Origin of the sequence: Cryobacterium sp. TMT2-15-1, assembly GCF_004402345.1 — a bacterium.
In the GTDB taxonomy this organism is placed as follows: Bacteria; Actinomycetota; Actinomycetes; order Actinomycetales; family Microbacteriaceae; genus Cryobacterium; species Cryobacterium sandaracinum.
This window is the reverse complement of the sequence record NZ_SOGD01000029.1, coordinates 133,935-150,324: the sequence shown is the minus strand read 5'-3', so window position 1 is coordinate 150,324 and position 16,390 is coordinate 133,935. Positions and strand designations below refer to the sequence as shown.

General features: G+C 67.2%; 17 protein-coding genes. 6 read left to right on the top strand and 11 right to left on the bottom strand.

The genetic code is table 11. The annotated features are described in order from the left end of the window. Positions 1–33: 33 nt before the first annotated feature. Complete coding sequence (locus E3O62_RS07140) at positions 34–1,152, bottom strand: GuaB3 family IMP dehydrogenase-related protein (RefSeq protein ID WP_134395101.1); 1,119 nt, start codon at positions 1,150–1,152, stop codon at positions 34–36. A gap of 63 nt (positions 1,153–1,215) precedes the next feature. Here E3O62_RS07140 and E3O62_RS07135 point away from each other — a divergent pair, with 63 nt between their 5' ends. Further along, entirely contained in the window at positions 1,216–2,358 is a 1,143-nt protein-coding gene (locus tag E3O62_RS07135; RefSeq protein ID WP_134397993.1) for a MalY/PatB family protein, read from the top strand. A gap of 16 nt (positions 2,359–2,374) precedes the next feature. On the opposite strand, the gene guaB is transcribed toward E3O62_RS07135, so the two are convergent. Next, complete coding sequence (gene guaB / locus E3O62_RS07130; protein ID WP_134397992.1) at positions 2,375–3,877, bottom strand: IMP dehydrogenase; 1,503 nt, start codon at positions 3,875–3,877, stop codon at positions 2,375–2,377. A 277-nt stretch (positions 3,878–4,154) separates the two neighbouring features. Between guaB and E3O62_RS07125 the strand changes: the two genes are divergently transcribed. From E3O62_RS07125 to E3O62_RS07110, 4 genes are read left to right on the top strand one after another with little or no spacing between them, the layout of a single operon-like run. Continuing rightward, positions 4,155–5,432, top strand: coding sequence for a branched-chain amino acid ABC transporter permease (locus tag E3O62_RS07125; protein WP_134395104.1), 1,278 nt, complete (start codon positions 4,155–4,157; stop codon positions 5,430–5,432). Between the two features lie 14 nt (positions 5,433–5,446). Continuing rightward, entirely contained in the window at positions 5,447–6,427 is a 981-nt protein-coding gene (locus tag E3O62_RS07120) for a branched-chain amino acid ABC transporter permease (protein WP_134395191.1), read from the top strand. Further along, complete coding sequence (locus E3O62_RS07115; protein WP_134397991.1) at positions 6,417–7,331, top strand: ABC transporter ATP-binding protein; 915 nt, start codon at positions 6,417–6,419, stop codon at positions 7,329–7,331. The genes E3O62_RS07120 and E3O62_RS07115 overlap by 11 nt, the downstream gene beginning before the upstream one ends. Then, the gene (locus tag E3O62_RS07110) at positions 7,328–8,098 is read left to right on the top strand and encodes an ABC transporter ATP-binding protein (RefSeq protein WP_104171787.1); all 771 of its coding nucleotides are present in this window, start codon (positions 7,328–7,330) and stop codon (positions 8,096–8,098) included. Before E3O62_RS07115 ends, E3O62_RS07110 begins: the two co-directional genes overlap by 4 nt. 213 nt (positions 8,099–8,311) lie before the next feature. Here E3O62_RS07110 and E3O62_RS07105 read toward each other — a convergent pair whose 3' ends face one another. The 4 genes from E3O62_RS07105 to groES form a co-directional block, all read right to left on the bottom strand. Then, entirely contained in the window at positions 8,312–9,607 is a 1,296-nt protein-coding gene (locus E3O62_RS07105; protein ID WP_134395105.1) for an ABC transporter substrate-binding protein, read from the bottom strand. Positions 9,608–9,732: 125 nt separating this feature from the next. Next, the gene (locus tag E3O62_RS07100) at positions 9,733–10,464 is read right to left on the bottom strand and encodes an ABC transporter substrate-binding protein (RefSeq protein ID WP_134395106.1); all 732 of its coding nucleotides are present in this window, start codon (positions 10,462–10,464) and stop codon (positions 9,733–9,735) included. Between the two features lie 46 nt (positions 10,465–10,510). After that, entirely contained in the window at positions 10,511–11,440 is a 930-nt protein-coding gene (gene rarD, locus E3O62_RS07095; protein WP_134395192.1) for an EamA family transporter RarD, read from the bottom strand. Between the two features lie 101 nt (positions 11,441–11,541). After that, positions 11,542–11,838, bottom strand: a complete 297-nt coding sequence (gene groES / locus E3O62_RS07090) for a co-chaperone GroES (RefSeq protein ID WP_066597535.1) — start codon at positions 11,836–11,838, stop codon at positions 11,542–11,544. A 127-nt stretch (positions 11,839–11,965) separates the two neighbouring features. Between groES and E3O62_RS07085 the strand changes: the two genes are divergently transcribed. Then, positions 11,966–13,165, top strand: coding sequence for a methyltransferase domain-containing protein (locus E3O62_RS07085; RefSeq protein WP_134397990.1), 1,200 nt, complete (start codon positions 11,966–11,968; stop codon positions 13,163–13,165). 25 nt (positions 13,166–13,190) lie between these two features. On the opposite strand, the gene E3O62_RS07080 is transcribed toward E3O62_RS07085, so the two are convergent. The 5 genes from E3O62_RS07080 to rimI form a co-directional block, all read right to left on the bottom strand. Further along, positions 13,191–13,601 carry a DUF4190 domain-containing protein gene (locus tag E3O62_RS07080; RefSeq protein WP_134395108.1) on the bottom strand — a complete coding sequence of 137 codons (411 nt, stop codon included), beginning with the start codon at positions 13,599–13,601 and terminating at the stop codon, positions 13,191–13,193. 19 nt (positions 13,602–13,620) lie between these two features. Beyond that, positions 13,621–14,184 carry a DUF4190 domain-containing protein gene (locus tag E3O62_RS07075; protein ID WP_134397989.1) on the bottom strand — a complete coding sequence of 188 codons (564 nt, stop codon included), beginning with the start codon at positions 14,182–14,184 and terminating at the stop codon, positions 13,621–13,623. Between the two features lie 97 nt (positions 14,185–14,281). Further along, entirely contained in the window at positions 14,282–14,650 is a 369-nt protein-coding gene (locus E3O62_RS16550) for a DUF4190 domain-containing protein (protein ID WP_166784637.1), read from the bottom strand. A gap of 139 nt (positions 14,651–14,789) precedes the next feature. Continuing rightward, complete coding sequence (tsaD, locus tag E3O62_RS07065) at positions 14,790–15,884, bottom strand: tRNA (adenosine(37)-N6)-threonylcarbamoyltransferase complex transferase subunit TsaD (protein WP_241973357.1); 1,095 nt, start codon at positions 15,882–15,884, stop codon at positions 14,790–14,792. Then, positions 15,881–16,390, bottom strand: coding sequence for a ribosomal protein S18-alanine N-acetyltransferase (rimI, locus tag E3O62_RS07060; RefSeq protein ID WP_134395111.1), 510 nt, complete (start codon positions 16,388–16,390; stop codon positions 15,881–15,883). The genes tsaD and rimI overlap by 4 nt, the downstream gene beginning before the upstream one ends.

The following is a 16,390-nucleotide window of genomic DNA, read 5'->3' as shown; positions in this document are numbered from 1 at the left end:
ACGCTAGTTCACTCGTCGCGGCGCGACAACCGTCTAATTCCCCCGGTACGGGGCGACGACCACCTCGACGCGCTGGAATTCCTTCAGGTCGGAGTAACCGGTGGTCGCCATCGACCGGCGCAGCGCGCCGACGAGGTTCGCGGTGCCGTCGGCGATCGGCGTCGGGCCGTACAGGATGGTCTCGAGCGGTGCCAGGGCGCCCACCTCGACCCGCTTGCCGCGGGGCAGCTTCGAGTGGTGCACCTCGGCGCCCCAGTGGAAGCCGCCGCCGGGGGCATCCGTCGCCCGGGCCAGCGCGGTGCCGAGCATGACGGCGTCGGCGCCGCAGGCGATGGCCTTGACGATGTCGCCGGAGGTGTTGAGTCCGCCGTCAGCGATGACGTGCACATAGCGTCCACCGGACTCGTCCATGTAGTCCCGGCGGGCACCGGCGACATCGGCGACGGCCGTGGCCATGGGCGCGTGGATGCCGAGGGAGGCGCGCGTAGTCGAGGCAGCGCCGCCGCCGAAGCCGACGAGCACGCCGGCCGCACCCGTGCGCATGAGGTGCAGGGCCGCGGTGTAGGTCGCCGCCCCGCCCACGATCACGGGCACGTCGAGTTCGTAGATGAACTTCTTGAGATTGAGGGGCTCCTGGTTCTGCGAGACGTGCTCGGCAGAAACGGTGGTTCCGCGGATGACGAACAGGTCGACGCCGGCGGCGACGACGGTCTCGTACAATTCCTGCGTGCGCTGCGGCGACAGGGCGCCGGCCACGGTCACGCCGGCCGCGCGGATCTCCGCGAGGCGGGCGGTGACGAGCTCGGGCTTGATCGGCTCGGAGTACATCTCCTGCATGCGCGCGGTGGCCCGGTCGGCGGGCAGCTCGCGGATCTCGGCGAGGAGCGGCTCGGGGTTGTCGTAGCGGGTCCAGAGGCCCTCGAGGTCGAGCACGCCGACACCGCCGAGCTGACCCATCATGATGGCCGTCTGCGGGGACACCACGGAGTCCATCGGCGCCGCGAGGAACGGGATCGAGAACTGATAGGCGTCGATGGTCCAGTTGACCGACACATCCTCCGGGTCGCGGGTGCGCCGGCTGGGCACAATCGCGATGTCGTCGAAGGCGTACACGCGGCGGGCGCGCTTGGAGCGGCCGATCTCGATTTCCATGATTTCAGTTTAGGTGCCGCGGCGCTCCTCGACGACGGATGCCGCGGGGTGCATCCTGAGGTGATGGACGTCACCGCCGACCCTCTGTCCCTCCTGCGCGAGCGCACCAGCATGAAATGGCGCAGTTTTCCCGCCGATGTGCTGCCGCTATTCGTCGCCGAGTCCGACTTTCCGCTCGCCGAACCCATCCGGGACGCGTTGACAGCGGCGGTGCGGCGCAGCGACACCGGGTATGTCGCACCGGTCAACGGGCTTGGCGCGGCCTTCGCGGGATTCGCCGGTCGCCGCTGGGGCTGGCAGGTCGACCCGGAGCAGGTGACCACCACGACGGATGTCAGCGTGGCCATCGTGGAGACCCTGCGCATGCTGATCAGGCCCGGCGACCGGGTTGTGATCACTCCCCCGGTCTACCCGCCCTTCTTCGACCTCGTGCCCGAGGCCGGCGGGGTGCCGCACGCCGTGCCGCTCCTCGCCGGTCAGACCGGCTGGACCCTCGACCTGGACGGCCTCGAGCGCGCCTTCCAATCGGGCGTGCGCTGCGTCCTGCTCTGCAACCCGCACAACCCGATCGGGCATCCGCACACCGTCCAGGACCTCACGGCGCTGTCCGGGCTCGCCGCCCACTACGGCGTCACGGTCGTCAGCGACGAGGTCCACGCCCCGCTGACCTACACCGACGCCGCTTTCACGCCCTACCTCACCGTCTCCACCGAGGCCGCCGACCACGGCGTCTGCGTGACGAGCGCGAGCAAGGCCTGGAACCTGGCCGGCCTCAAATGCGCGCTTCTCGTGACCGCCGGCGAACGGATGCGCGCCGAGCTCGCCGCCCTGCCCCAGGAGGTGTCCTGGCGCACAAGCCAGTTCGGGCTGATCGCCGGCATCGCGGCGTTCCGCGACGGGGAGCCGTGGCTGGACGGGGTGATCGCGGCCCTCGACGACAATCGCCGCGAGCTCGCCGCCCTGCTCGACGCGCAACTGCCCGGGGTCGGCTACCGGCAGCCAGGGGCCGGCTACCTGGCCTGGCTTGACCTGCGGAGCCTCGGCTGGGGTGACGACCCGGCGCTGGTCGCACTCGAGCAGGCCCGGGTCGCGCTCAGCCCCGGCCCGATGTTCGGCGAACCGGGACGGGGCTTCGCGCGTCTCAACTTCGGGTGTTCACCTGAGGTGCTCGCGGAAGCGGTCTCCCGGCTGGCCGCGGCCACCTAGTCACCCTCGAGTACTGTCAGCGGCGGTAGTTGGGCGCCTCGACCACGATCTGCACGTCGTGCGGGTGCGACTCCTTGAGCCCGGCGGACGTGATCCGAACGAACTTACCCTTCTGTTTGAGCTCGTCGATCGTACGCGCGCCCACGTAGAACATGGACTGGCGCAGGCCGCCGATCAGCTGGTAGGCCACGGCGGACACCGGTCCGCGATACGGGACCTGGCCCTCGATGCCTTCCGGGATGAGCTTGTCGTCGGAGGGGACATCCGACTGGAAGTAACGGTCCTTGGAGTAGGAGGTCTTCGTGCCGCGGCTCTGCAACGCGCCGAGCGACCCCATGCCGCGGTAGGTCTTGAACTGCTTGCCGTTGACGAAGACGAGTTCGCCGGGGCTCTCGTCACAGCCGGCGAGCAGAGAGCCCAGCATGACGGTGTCCGCGCCGGCGACCAGTGCCTTGGCGATGTCGCCGGAGTACTGCAGCCCGCCGTCGGCGATGACCGGGATACCGGTCTCCCGAGCCGCGAGCGACGCCTGGTAGACGGCGGTGATCTGCGGCACGCCGACGCCGGCGACGATGCGGGTGGTGCAGATCGAGCCGGGGCCGACCCCGACCTTGATCGCGTCGGCGCCGGCGTCGATGAGGGCCTGGGCGCCGGAGCGGGTGGCCACGTTGCCGCCGATCACGTCGACCCCCCCGAAGGCAGGGTCGGACTTCAGGCGACGGATGATCTCGAGCACCCCGGCGCTGTCGCCGTTGGCGGTGTCGACCACGAGCACGTCGACGCCCGCCTCGAGAAGTGAGGTGGCGCGCTGCCAGGCGTCGCCGAAGAAGCCGATGGCCGCGCCGACGCGCAGTCGTCCGGCGTCGTCCTTGGTGGCGAAGGGGTATTCCTCGCTCTTGTCGAAGTCCTTGACCGTGATCAGGCCCGTCAGGCGGCCGTGGTCGTCGACGAGGGGAAGCTTCTCGATCTTGTGGGTGGCGAAGATGGCGACGGCGTCCATCGGGGCCATGCCGACCTTGCCCGTGATCAGCGGTGCCGTCGTCATCACCTCGCGCACCCGGGTCGTGTGCTTTTTGGTGGTGGAGACGAACCGCATGTCCCGGTTTGTGATAATGCCCACGAGCACGCCGTCGCCGTCGACGACGGGGAGACCGCTGATCCGATACTGCCCGCAGAGGGCGTCGACCTCCGCAACGGTGGCGTCGGGCGAAGTTGTTACCGGATTGGTAATCATGCCGGATTCGCTGCGTTTGACGAGGTCGACCTGCTCGGCCTGGTCCGCGATCGAGAGGTTGCGGTGCAGCACGCCGAGGCCACCCTCACGGGCCATCGCGATGGCCATCCGGGTCTCGGTGACGGTGTCCATCGCGCTGGACAGCAGCGGCGTGGCCACGTTGATCCGGCGCGTCAACCGAGACGTTGTCTCGGCTTCACTGGGAATGACGTCGGTGTGCCCCGGAAGAAGAAGGACGTCGTCGTACGTGAGCCCGGTGAAACCGAACGGATCTGGCTGATCCATAAAACCCCTTTTAACAATGCAGGAAAGTGGAGAAAACGCGGCCATCCAACTCGATTACCGGCTTCTCAATGTTAAGCGACGTTGCGCTCCGCGCATTCCTCAGCAGAGAATCTAGGGAGTGTCGGCCGTCGTCGTTACATATGCGACATAATCTTCACTTACTGTCAACAAAGATGTTGGTAGGTGAGACCCGGGGCACGCTCGGTCACAGACCCAACGGTGCCGCCATGGAGGTGCAGTGAATTCCCCTGAAGCTGTTCGCAGATTCTCACCCAGAATGCTGGTGATCTTTCTCGGCCTGCTCTTTGCAGCCCTGACGATGTCCACATTCGCCACCGTCTCGGCCAGTCCGGCTCATGCCGACGAGGTCGGAACCGACGAGTACGAGTTCGTCCTCACCGGCAATGTGCAGTTCGACCAGAAACCACTCGACAATGTGCTGATCACCGTCGAGGGGGCCGGCTATGAAGCATCCGTGGAAACGGGTGCCGACGGCAAGTGGAAGGTCGGCGTGCCCGAGAAGGCCACCTACACCGTCACCCTCGATGAGGAGACCCTCCCCGAGGGCGTCGTCGTCGCCAAGGGCGGCAGCGTGATCGAGGCGGAGTTCGCGCTCACGAAGGTGAAGTCGGTCAACTTCTTCCTCGGTGAGGGCACGCGCACGACGGTGAGCTTCTTCGACCAATTCATCAATCGGTTCGTCAACGGGCTGAACTTCGGTCTGCTCCTGGCCCTGGCCGCGATCGGGCTGTCCCTGATCTTCGGCACCACCGGGCTGAGCAACTTCGCGCATGCGGAGATGATCACCTTCGGCGCGCTGATGTCCCTCCTCTTCTCGGTCACGCTCGGCCTGCCGATCTGGCTGGCGATCATCATCGCCGTCGTGCTGAGCGCGGGCTTCGGCTGGAGCCTGGACGCGGTGATCTGGAAGCCGCTGCGCCGCAAGGGCGTCGGTCTGATCCCACTGATGATCGTGAGCATCGGTCTCTCGCTCGCCCTGCGCTACCTGTTCCAGATCTTCGTCGGCGGCGGAACGAGCCAGCTTCCGGGATCCGGCCTCGCCGACATGCAGCTGGGTCCGATCCGGCTCTCGATGATCGACGTGGCCAGCATGGGCATCAGCATCGTGGTGCTGTTGGCCGTTTCCTACTTCCTGCTGCGCACCCGCATCGGCAAGGCCACCCGCGCGGTCTCCGACAATCCCAGCCTGGCCTCGGCCAGCGGGATCGACGTCGACGGCGTCATCCGGATCGTCTGGGTGCTCGGTGGGGCCCTCGCCGGCCTCAGCGGAATTCTGTGGGCCTACTTCCGCCCGGGCGTCAGCTGGGACATGGGTTTCCAGATCCTGCTGCTCGTCTTCGCGGCCGTGACCCTCGGCGGTCTCGGCACCGCTTTCGGCGCCCTGATCGGTTCGATCATCGTCGGCCTGTTCGTCGAACTGTCGACGCTGTGGCTTCCCTCCGACCTTAAATACGTCGGTGCACTTGTCGTGTTGATCCTGGTGTTGCTGCTTCGGCCGCAAGGCATCCTGGGTCGCAAAGAGAGAATTGGCTAGAAGGGCATCCGATGATCGACTGGGGAGCAATCTTTAGCAACGCAGCCGTCGAGCTGATCAGCCCGACCACCGCCGCCTACGCCCTCGCGGCACTCGGGCTGGCGATCCACTTCGGATACACCGGCCTCCTGAACTTCGGCCAGGCCGGCTTCATGGCCCTCGGAGCCTACGGGTTCGCCATCTCCACCCTCAGCTTCGGTTTCCCCGTCTGGGGTGCCGTGCTGGTGGGGGTCGGCGCATCCATCGTTTTCGCCCTGGTCCTGGGCATCCCGACGCTCCGCCTGCGCGCGGACTACCTCGCGATCGTGACGATCGCGGCGGCCGAGATCGTGCGCCTCCTGTTCACGACGAACACGTTCCAGTCCATCACGGGTTCCGCGAACGGCCTGAGCGGCTACAAGGGCGGTTTCGCCGGCCTCAACCCGATCCCGGAGGGGCGCTACGGCTTCGGCCCCTTCGAGTACAACGAGTACGACTGGTGGCTGCGCATCGTGGCCTGGTCGATCGTGGCCCTCGCCTGCCTGTTCACCTGGCAGATCATGCGCAGCCCGTGGGGTCGCGTGATCAAGGGAATCCGTGAAGACGAGGATGCTGTGCGCGCGCTCGGCAAGAACGTCTACTCCTACAAGATGCAGTCTCTGATTCTCGGTGGCGTGTTCGGCACGATCGCCGGAATGATCTTCGTGCTTCCCCGTGCCGTGGTGCCCTCGAATTATCAGACGTCCCTGACGTTCTTCATCTACGCGATCCTCCTGCTCGGCGGCGCGTCGACGATTCTCGGGCCGGTCATCGGCTCGATGGTCTTCTGGGTTCTGCTCTCCTTCTTCTCCGGGTTCATCGCCCGAGCGGTGGAGGCAGGCTGGATCCCGTTCATCACCAGCATCCAGGCCGGCCAGCTGCGCTTCATCCTGGTTGGAGTGGCGATCATGCTTATAGTCATCTTCAGACCGCAAGGCATCTTCGGAAACAAGAAGGAGTTGGCCTTTGTCAAATAACACCGTTCCCAGCAACAAGCCGGTCAAGTCGACCGACCTGCACATCGGCGAGGCCGAACCGGGCTGCAAGAAGCGCGACCCGATCCTGGTTGCCGACGGCGTGAGTCGAACCTTCGGCGGTCTCAAGGCCGTCGACGTCGGCCACGTCGAGATCCCGCGCGGCGCCATCACGGCGCTGATCGGGCCCAACGGAGCCGGCAAGACCACCCTGTTCAACCTGCTGACGGGCTTCGACAAGCCCGACACCGGGTCGTGGACCTTCGAGGGTCGCCCACTGTCGGGGATGCCCGCGTTCAAGGTGGCCCGGATGGGCCAGGTGCGCACTTTCCAGCTCACCAAGGCGCTCGGCCTGCTGACCGTCATGGACAACATGCTGCTCGGCGCCAAGGGCCAGGCCGGCGAGAACCTGTTCCGGGCGATCTTCCCCTTCTTCTGGGCCAAGCAGGAGGAGGCGAATAGGGTGCGGGCCCTCGATATCCTCGAACGGTTCAAGCTCGACACCAAGAAGGACGACTACGCCGCCAGCCTCTCCGGCGGGCAGCGCAAACTGCTCGAGATGGCACGGGCGTTGATGAGCGAGCCGAGCCTGGTGATGCTCGACGAGCCGATGGCCGGTGTGAACCCGGCACTGACGCAGTCGCTACTGGACCACATCCTCAACCTGAAGGCGGAGGGCATGACGGTTCTCTTCGTCGAACACGACATGCACATGGTGCGCCACATCGCCGACTGGGTCATCGTGATGGCCGAGGGCCGCGTGGTCGCCGAGGGCGACCCGCACGAGGTGATGCGTAACCCCGCCGTGATCGACGCCTACCTGGGTCAGCACCACGACGAGGACCTCGGCGAGGATCCGGCCGCCGAAACAGAACGTGTGGAAGCCATTAAGGAGTTGCTCGATTGACGAACACCAGCCCTGCCGCCGCGCCGGCCTACACCCCCACCGGGCAGCCCGTCGTCGAGGTCAAGACGGTGACGGCCGGCTACCTGCCGGGCGTCAACATCCTCAACGCCTGCTCCCTGACCGCCTACGACGGCGAGCTGATCGGGATCATCGGCCCGAACGGCGCCGGCAAGTCCACGCTGCTCAAGTCGATCTTCGGCCAGGTCAAGGTTCGGGAGGGTGAGATCCTGCTTCGCGGCGAGAACATCACCAACCTCAAGGCGAACAAGCTCGTGGCCAAGGGCGTCGGTTTCGTGCCCCAGACGAACAACGTCTTCCCCACGCTCACGATCCAGGAGAACCTGGAGATGGGCATGTTCCTGAAGCCGAAAGGCCTGACCGAACGCCTCGAGTTCGTCACGGAGATCTTCCCGGAGCTCGGGAAGCGTCTGCAGCAGCGCGCCGGATCGCTGTCCGGCGGGGAACGCCAGATGGTGGCCATGTCGAGGGCGCTGATGATGGGCCCGCACGTGCTGCTGCTCGACGAGCCGAGCGCAGGCCTCTCCCCCGTGCGCCAGGACGAGGCTTTCCTGCGTGTCAAGGAGATCAACAAGGCCGGCGTGACCACGATCATGGTGGAGCAGAATGCGCGCCGATGCCTGCAGATCTGCGACCGCGGTTACGTGCTCGATCAGGGCCGTGACGCCTACACGGGCACCGGCCGCGAGCTGCTGAACGATCCCAAGGTGATCGGCCTCTACCTCGGCACCCTCGGCCAGGACGACTAGCCGGAGCCGCCCGCACCGACTGCCCCGCACGACGAAGCGGCGCCCGAGATCTTCGGGCGCCGCTTCCGTGTGTCCGGTGCTCCGGATCCGGTGACGCCGCTGGTGTCCGGGAGGGGCGTCACCGGGTGACGGCCGTCACCGGGCGAACGAAGAAGGGCCCCGACCGAAGTCGGGGCCCTTCCAGATCGAATGCTGGTCAGCGACGAATCGTGACTAGTTGATGCGCTTGTACGTGTTGTCTTCGAGGTACTCGTAGACGCCGATGGTCGCCTCGGTCGGGTCGCCGTTCTCATCGAACGTGACCGGGCCGGAGAAGCCGTCGTAGTCGACCTGGTCGCCGTCCGCGAGGGCCTTAGCCGCCGCGGTGAAGTCGGAGACCGTGGTGCCGTCGCCGGTTCCCCCAGAGACCTGGCGGAGGTGCTTGGAGATGGCCTCACCCGAGACGTCGTTGGCCGCGTAGGCCGCCAGCGCGACGAGCATGACGGCGTCGTAAGATTCTGCCGCGTAGCTGAAGTCGGTCAGGGTGGGGTCGATCTCCTTGAGACGATCGGTGAAGTCGCCGAGCGTTCCCACGTCGAGGCCGGGCAGCGTGCCCTTGGCACCGGTGATGATGCCGGCGTCGAAGTCCTTGCTGTAGTCGGACAGGTTGCCGTCCACGAAGTACAGGTTGCCACCGGGGAAGCCGGAGCCGACCAGTGCGGGGGTGATGACCTTGGCCTGGTCGAACGTGATCAGGGCGATCGCGTCGGGGTTGGCGGCGGTCACTTCGGAGATCTGAGCGGCGAAGTTGGAGTCACCCTCGTTGAACAGGGACGTGGCGACGACCTCGCCGCCCGCAGCCTCGAAGGCGGTCGTGGTGGACTCGGCCAGGCCGGTGCCGTACGAGTCGTTGAGCACGATCAGGCCGAGGGTGCTGTTGCCGTCGTCGGCGATCTGGGTGCCCAGGACTTCACCCTGCAGCAGGTCGGACGGGGCGGTGCGCCAGTAGAGGTCCTTGTCGGCATACTTCGTGAAGTCCGCCGAGGTGTTGGCCGGGGAGAACTGCACGACGCCCGCGCCGGTGATCTGGTCGATCACGGTCTTGGAGACGCCGGAGGATGCCGCGCCGATGATGGCGGAAACCTTCTGCGAGAGAAGGTCGGTCACCGAACCGGTCGCGGTGTCCGTCGTGGTGTCGCCGGAGTCACGGAAGATGGCCTCAACGGTCAAGCCGAGGTTCGCGTCGTTGATGTCCTTGACGGCCAGGGCGACGCCGGCTTCTTCGGGCGGGCCGAGGAAAGCCAGGGCACCACTCTGGGGAAGGATGGTGCCGATCTTCAGGGTCAGGTCGCGGTCGCCGGCCGTGATGGCCTGGGCGTCTCCGCTCGCGGCGGGGGCTTCCGATGCAGCCGGCTCAGCGGTGTTGCTGCTGCAGCCGGTGAGCAGAAGTGCACTGACGCCGACGAGGGCGACTCCAGTGACGACTGCCCGAACTGAGCGGGAGGCCGAGGCCTTCGCAAATACGCTCATGTTGCTCCTTGGGACTAGGAATGAGAAATGACAGCGGTCGATTGACTGCCGTTCTGTCACATTATTGACAGGAATCGCGCGAAACAAGGCAACCGGGTTACATCCGTGTAACGCAGACCAAATCGTTACGATCGGCGGCCGGTGACGCCCTGATAGGCGATCTGTTGCGCATCGGCCAGCGCGGCCGCACATTCTCCCCAGGATGCGCAGGCGAACGCCCCGGTACTCACCTGGTCGAGAGCGGGCCTGATCGACGCCGCACCGTCGTCTCCGGCCCGTGCTGCTGCCAGGGCGCTCAGGACAACTCCGTCATAGGCTTCACCGCCGCCGGCAGTGTCGACCAGCCCTGGATCGAGGGTGCGCAGGCGCGCAGCGAAGCCGTCACTGGCGGCCAGCGGCGTGCCCCCGTTTGCGAAGTCGCCGAGCCACAGCAGTACCACCGGCGCCGCCGCGACGGCGGCGGCCAGATCGCCCGGCATCGGAACGGTGGCGTCCCACAGCACGACGTCGACGCCACGGGCCAACAAGTCGGTCAGCGACGTCGCCGGGTCGACGGCGGAGTCGCGGTGGATGATCTCGATCGGAGTGCCGAGAATGCGGCCCTGCTCGGTGATCTCGCGGGCGGCCAGTTCGGAGCCGGCCACCTGTGCCGCACCACTGGCCGCCGACGGGCCCGTCATGGGGAACAGGGTTCCGAGGCGCACGGTACCGTCACCGGACGGAGCCACCACGACGGACGCGGCGGCAGCGGGCTCGACTACGGGCGGCGCGACCTCGGCCCTGCATCCGGACAGCAGGAGCACGCAGGCGAGCGCCCCGACGAGGTGGACGGGCAGGGAAGTCGACGCAGTGCGCATCCGGTGTCCTTTCACGTACGAGGTGCGTCCCCGAGCGTAGCGGGGCTCAGACCGGTTCAAGGGACGCACGCCGGGGCGCGCGTCCGGTGAGGACCATGTCGGTCGTGAGAAGGACCAGCGCCACCCAGACCAGTGCGAAACCGACCCAGCGCTCGGGAGGCATGGGCTCGAGCAGCACGAAGACGCCGACCAGGAACTGCAGGATCGGAGCGAAGTACTGGATCAGACCCATGTAGGTCAGAGGCAGGCGCCGGGCCGCGGCGGCGAAGAACAACAGCGGCACGGCGGTCACAACACCTGCTGCCAGCAGCCCCACGGTATGCCAGGTGGACACGCTTCCGAAGGTGAGACCGGAGACGGAGGCCACCACGATCAGCTGCACCACGGCGATGGGTGCGAGCCAGACCGTTTCGAGGGTGAGTCCGGCGACGGCATCGACGTCACGGCCGACCCTTTTCTTGATCAAACCGTAGAAGCCGAACGAGAACGCGAGGATGAGTGACACCCACGGCAGCGAGCCGTAGCCGACGGTGAGCACGACGACGGCCCCGAGGCTGATTCCCACGGCTACCCACTGCAGCAGGCGCAGACGCTCGCGCAGCAGAATGACGCCGAGGAACACGGTCACGATCGGGTTGATGAAGTAGCCGAGGGCTGCCTCGACCACGTGGCCGCTGAGGGCGGCGAAGACGTAGGTCTGCCAGTTGACGAAGATCAGGAGGCCGGCCAGACCCATCGTGAACACGATGCGGGGCCTCCGCAGCAGCGCGAGGAAGGACTTCCACTTGCGCGTGACCGTGATCAGCAGTGCGCAGAACACCAGAGAGAAGAGAACCCGCCAGGCCACGATCTCGAAGGCACCACTGGGCGCGAGGAGCAGAAAGTAGAGCGGCAGCGCGCCCCAGAGGGCGTAGGCGAGGACCGCGTAGATCAGTCCCTTGCTTTGCTCCGACCGCGCCGGGCGGGCCGCGCGGATTTTCCCGGGTGAAAGAGGGTCTTGCGCCACAGCGGACCTTTCTTAACGACGAATCCCGGATGGCCAGGGCCATCCGGGATTCTACCGTTGCGTGGGTGTGGCTAGCGAACGACGACTGCGAGCACGTCGCGGGCCGACAGGACGAGGAGGTCCTCGCCACCGAACTTGACTTCGGTTCCACCGTACTTGGAGTAGATCACCTTGTCGCCGACGGCGACGTCGAGTGGAATGCGGTTGCCGTTGTCGTCGATGCGGCCGGGGCCGACTGCGACAACTTCGCCCTCCTGGGGCTTTTCCTTGGCGGTGTCAGGAATGACCAGACCTGATGCGGTGGTCTGCTCTGCGTCGACCTGCTTGATGACGATGCGATCCTCGAGCGGCTTGATGGAGACCGACACGGTTGACCTCTTTCTTAGCTAAGACATAGTTAGCAGACTCACAGCGAGGGTGCTAAGAAGAGTTTAGGGCGCATCTGGCACTCACGCAACGTGAGTGCCAGATGCGCCGTGTTGATAGGTTTGCACGATGGAACGCTCAGAGCTCGTCGAGCTGTTATCGCCGGGCGGTTTGCGCCTGCTGGACTCGTTGCCGCCGTACGACCCGGCCGCCGACGTCGTGCGGGTGGTGAGCGAACTCCGCAAGGCCGGACACAGCCCCGACCTGGTCACCGCGGTGCTCAGCCAGTCCCGGCTCCGCGCCAGGGCCGTGCCCAAGTTCGGCGAGTTCGCCGGCCGCATGCTGTTTACGGAGGCCGGCCTCGAGCAGGCCACCCGGTTGAGGGTGGCGGCGCTGCACGCCGGCCGCTTCGCGGGCGCGTCCCTGGACCGGGTCGTCGACCTCGGCTGCGGCATCGGAGGCGACGCCATGGCCCTGGCCGCCATGGACCTCACGGTCACGGGGGTGGACGCCGACGAGGTGACCGCGACCGTCGCCAGCTACAACCTGGCTCCGTTCGAGAACGCGAGCGTGCTGCACTCGTCCGCGGAAGACATCGACCTGGCCGGCTTCGACGCCGCCTGGCTCGACCCGGCCCGGCGCACCGCCGGGCACTCCAACACCTCGCGCCTGACCCGGCCGGAGGACTACTCCCCCCACCTCGATTTCGTCTTCGGTCTCAGTGAGCGGATGCCCGTCGGCGTCAAGCTCGGGCCGGGCCACGACCGCGAGCTGATCCCCGCGGAGGCCGAGGCGCAGTGGGTCTCCGTGGACGGCAAGCTCGTGGAGATGGGGCTGTGGTTCGGAGCACTGGCACGCGCCGGCATCCGTCGCTCCGCCCTGTTGCTCGGCCGGACCGGGATTCACGAACTGACCGCGCCGCACGACAGTACGGATGCCCCGGTGGGAGTGCTGGGCGACTACCTGTACGAGCCGGACGGCGCGATCATCCGTGCACGTCTGATCGGGGACCTGGCCCGGTCGCTCGACGCGTCGATGCTGAGCGAGGGGATCGCGTACCTCACCTCCGAGACCCTGCACCGCACGCCCTTCGCCACCGCATTCCGGGTGCTCGAGGTGCTGCCCGTCGACGAGAAGAAGCTGCGGCTGGCCCTACAGGAACGCCGCATCGGCACTCTCGAGATCAAGAAACGCGGCGTGGACGTCGACCCGGCCACCCTGCGCACCCGACTGAAGCTCAAGGGCCCCGAGTCGGCGACGCTCGTGCTCACCCGGGCCGCCGGCCACCGGGTGGCTCTGCTGGTGGAGCGGATTCCGCCACTCGACTAGGGCCAGCGGCGAAGGACAGCGCGGCTCAGCCGGGCACGACCGTCAGCACCTGCGTGACGATCAACACCCACCCGACCGCGAGGACCAGCCCCGCCAGCCCGGTCCACAGCCCGTAGGCCCACACGGTGCCGGCACGGCGCTCGGTCAGGCGGGCCATCACGGCCAGCACGACCGCGGCCAGGGAGAGCGCCGCGCCCCAGACGCCGAAGACCGCGATCAGCAGCCCGAGCAGCCCGAAGACGAGCGATGCGATGGACAGCCCGCTCCGGTCTGCCTGCGCGCTCAGCTCGCTGTCGGTGTAGACGTACGGCACCCATTCGGTGGGGGCTGTGATGGTCGACGCGTAGTCCAGCTCCCCCGGAGCGGGCGCCGGAGGCCGGGTGAGGTCGACCCGGAAGTCATCGTTGCGGGACCAGTCCCGTTCCTCCCCAACCATCCCCGCTGCTATCTTCCGCTCAGTACGACGAGGTGGGGATGGTGGCGAAGAAGACAGACCAGATCACGATACTGACCAGTGCCAGCCCGACGCCGATGAACCCCGTGATCAGCCCGGTCAGCCAGAAGCCCCTCGCCTGCGGCTCCTTCGACTTGCCGAGGAAGCCCAGGACGACCGCGGCGGCGGGGATGAATAGTCCGAGGATGCCACCCACAATCGGGAGGAACACGATCGGCGAGCCGAGCACGCCGATAACGCCGGCGACCAGCGCCAGGATGCTGAGAATCGGCTGCTTCGCGGCGACCGCACCGTAGGGCGACGAATACGCGTCGCCATAGGCAGGTGCCTGGGTCATCGTCGGGGCGCCGTAGCCGGGCGGCTGGGTCGGGCCGCCGTAGGAGGGCGGGACGGAGGCCGGCGGGGTCGGGCCGTTGTACGCCGGCGGGGCGGCAGACGCCCCCCGCTCGTCGCGCGGGATATCGGGGACCTGTGGCACGTCGGGCACATGCGGTACGCCGGGCACCTGCGGCACGTCAGGCACGCGGGGCACGTCAGGGTTGCTGGGGTTATTGGAATCGCTCATGCGAATTCATTCCTTTCCGGACGACGGGGTGGCGTCGCTGGTTGCATATCGGGTCACGGGCCATCGACGCGCAGGGTTTCTGCCCGTGGCCACCGGGTCAGTAGGTATTGAGCAGGGTCGGGTCGTTCGCGATCGCGATCATCAACGGGATCAGCAGGACGACGGCCAGGAGCTGAGCCGCCAGGCCGGCGTAGCCGACAATGAGGCCGGCGATCGCGAGTCCCCGTCCCTTTTCTCCGGTCTTCCCGATCTGACTCAGACCGATGTGGCCGGTGATGATGCCGACCAGGGAGATCCCGAGCACCGAGGTCACGAGCGACACGATGGACAGCACGTTGTACTTCTCGGACGGGCCCTGCGGCGCGTAGGGCTGGGGGTAGCCCGGCTGGGCGTAGGCCGGAGCGGCCTGCGCCGCCGGCGGCTGGAACATGGGCGGGCTAACCGGCGGCTCGTTGGGGTCGGTCATGTCGATTGCTCCTTCGGGAATGGTGCATCTGGGCTGCCGATCTGGCTCCCAGTCGGACAAGGTGTTGATCGCACGAACAAATGTCGCCTGCCGAAGCCAGAATACCCGTCCGGTGGCGAAATACCGGTGGGAGGGGGTTTCAGACTTGGATCTCGGAGACCGGAAGAGTGGAGTCCGCCCCGAACTCCAGTGACGACGGCGCATGCCCGGCCATGATCAGCTGCGCCCCGAGGGCCGCGATCATGGCGCCGTTGTCGGTGCAGAGCGACAGAGGCGGGATGCGCAGGGCGATGCCGGCGGCGTTCGTGCGCTCCTGGGCCACCTGACGCAGCCGGGCGTTGGCGATCACGCCGCCCCCGAGCAGGAGCCTCGGCACACCGAGGTCGACGCAGGCAGCGACGGCTTTGGTCAGGAGGATGTCGACGACCGCCTCTCGGAAACTGGCGGCCACGTCGGCCAGCGGCACCGGCTCATCCGCGTCGCGTCTCTGCTCGACCCAGCGCGCGACCGAGGTCTTGAGCCCGGAGAACGAGAAGTCGTACCGGTGTTTCGCCATGTCCTTGGTCTGGCTGAGACCGCGGGGGAAACGGATGGCGGCGGGATTGCCTTCCCGCGCGGCCCGGTCGATCTGGGGTCCGCCCGGGTAGGGCAGGCCGAGCAGGCGGGCCACCTTGTCGAAGGCCTCGCCAGCCGCGTCGTCGATGGTCTCGCCGAGCAGTTCGACATCGGAGACCAGATCGCGCACCAGCAGCAGTGAGGTGTGACCGCCGCTGACGAGGAGTGCAACGGTGGGGTATTCCAACGGCTCCGTGGAGTCGTCTGCGCCGAGTCGAAGCACATCGGCCCCGACGTGACCGACCAGGTGGTTGACCGCGTAAATCGGTTTGCCGAGAGAGATGGCGAGTGCCTTGGCCGCGCCGACCCCGACCATGAGCGCGCCGGCCAGACCGGGGCCGCAGGTCACGGCCACCGCATCGATGTCCTGCAAACGGATGCCGGCCTCCAGCGCGGCCGCCCGGATCGCCGGAACGAGCTCCTCCAGGTGCGCGCGCGCGGCCACCTCCGGCACGACTCCGCCGTAGCGGGCGTGTTCGTCCATCGACGACGCGATCGTGTTGGAAAGCAGGGTGGTTCCGCGGACGATTCCGATTCCGGTCTCGTCGCAGGAGGTCTCGATGCCGAGCACGAGCGGGTTGGCGGGGTTCTGCGCGGTCATCGCGTTCAGGGTGGTCATTCGGTGGCCTCCGGTGCGGCCTCTGCCGGTGTCATCTGCATCTCGGCGTCAGGCACGTGCAGTCGCATCACGATCGCGTCGACGTTGTCGGGCTGGTAGTAGCCAGGGCGGATGCCCAACTCCTCGAAGCCGAGCCGGCGGTAGAGCTCCTGGGCCGGCGGGTTGTCGGCCCGCACCTCGAGGAACACCTCGCGCATGCCCCGCTTCCGGGCCTCGGCGATCAGGCTGAGCATCAGGGTTCGGCCGAGGCCGTGACCGCGGGCCTCTTCGGTGACCGCGATGGTCTGAATGTCGCCCTCGCGCGCTCCCTGCAGGGCCTGCAGCCCGGCGTAGCCCTCGATTCGGTCGGGCTCATCGGGGGGGAAGGCCACCAGGTAGTAACAGTTCGGATTGACCACGTCCTGGGCCATCGCCTCGGCGGACCACGCGTCGTTGACGAAGATACGGGTCTCGAGCGCCATGATGGCGTCCACATCGGCGGCCCGGGCGCGCCGCAGCTGCCACAT

Bases quoted from the DNA above. Each gene is read 5' to 3' on its own strand.
- E3O62_RS07105 (WP_134395105.1), bottom strand. From the start codon at position 9,607: ATGAGCGTATTTGCGAAGGCCTCGGCCTCCCGCTCAGTTCGGGCAGTC.
- E3O62_RS16550 (WP_166784637.1), bottom strand. From the start codon at position 14,650: ATGACCGACCCCAACGAGCCGCCGGTTAGCCCGCCCATGTTCCAGCCG.
- E3O62_RS07085 (WP_134397990.1), top strand. From the start codon at position 11,966: ATGGAACGCTCAGAGCTCGTCGAGCTGTTATCGCCGGGCGGTTTGCGC.
- E3O62_RS07125 (WP_134395104.1), top strand. From the start codon at position 4,155: ATGCTGGTGATCTTTCTCGGCCTGCTCTTTGCAGCCCTGACGATGTCC.
- rimI (WP_134395111.1), bottom strand. From the start codon at position 16,390: ATGTGGCAGCTGCGGCGCGCCCGGGCCGCCGATGTGGACGCCATCATG.
- E3O62_RS07100 (WP_134395106.1), bottom strand. From the start codon at position 10,464: ATGCGCACTGCGTCGACTTCCCTGCCCGTCCACCTCGTCGGGGCGCTC.
- guaB (WP_134397992.1), bottom strand. From the start codon at position 3,877: ATGGATCAGCCAGATCCGTTCGGTTTCACCGGGCTCACGTACGACGAC.
- tsaD (WP_241973357.1), bottom strand. From the start codon at position 15,884: ATGACCACCCTGAACGCGATGACCGCGCAGAACCCCGCCAACCCGCTC.
- E3O62_RS07080 (WP_134395108.1), bottom strand. From the start codon at position 13,601: ATGGTTGGGGAGGAACGGGACTGGTCCCGCAACGATGACTTCCGGGTC.
- E3O62_RS07135 (WP_134397993.1), top strand. From the start codon at position 1,216: ATGGACGTCACCGCCGACCCTCTGTCCCTCCTGCGCGAGCGCACCAGC.
- E3O62_RS07075 (WP_134397989.1), bottom strand. From the start codon at position 14,184: ATGAGCGATTCCAATAACCCCAGCAACCCTGACGTGCCCCGCGTGCCT.
- E3O62_RS07140 (WP_134395101.1), bottom strand. From the start codon at position 1,152: ATGGAAATCGAGATCGGCCGCTCCAAGCGCGCCCGCCGCGTGTACGCC.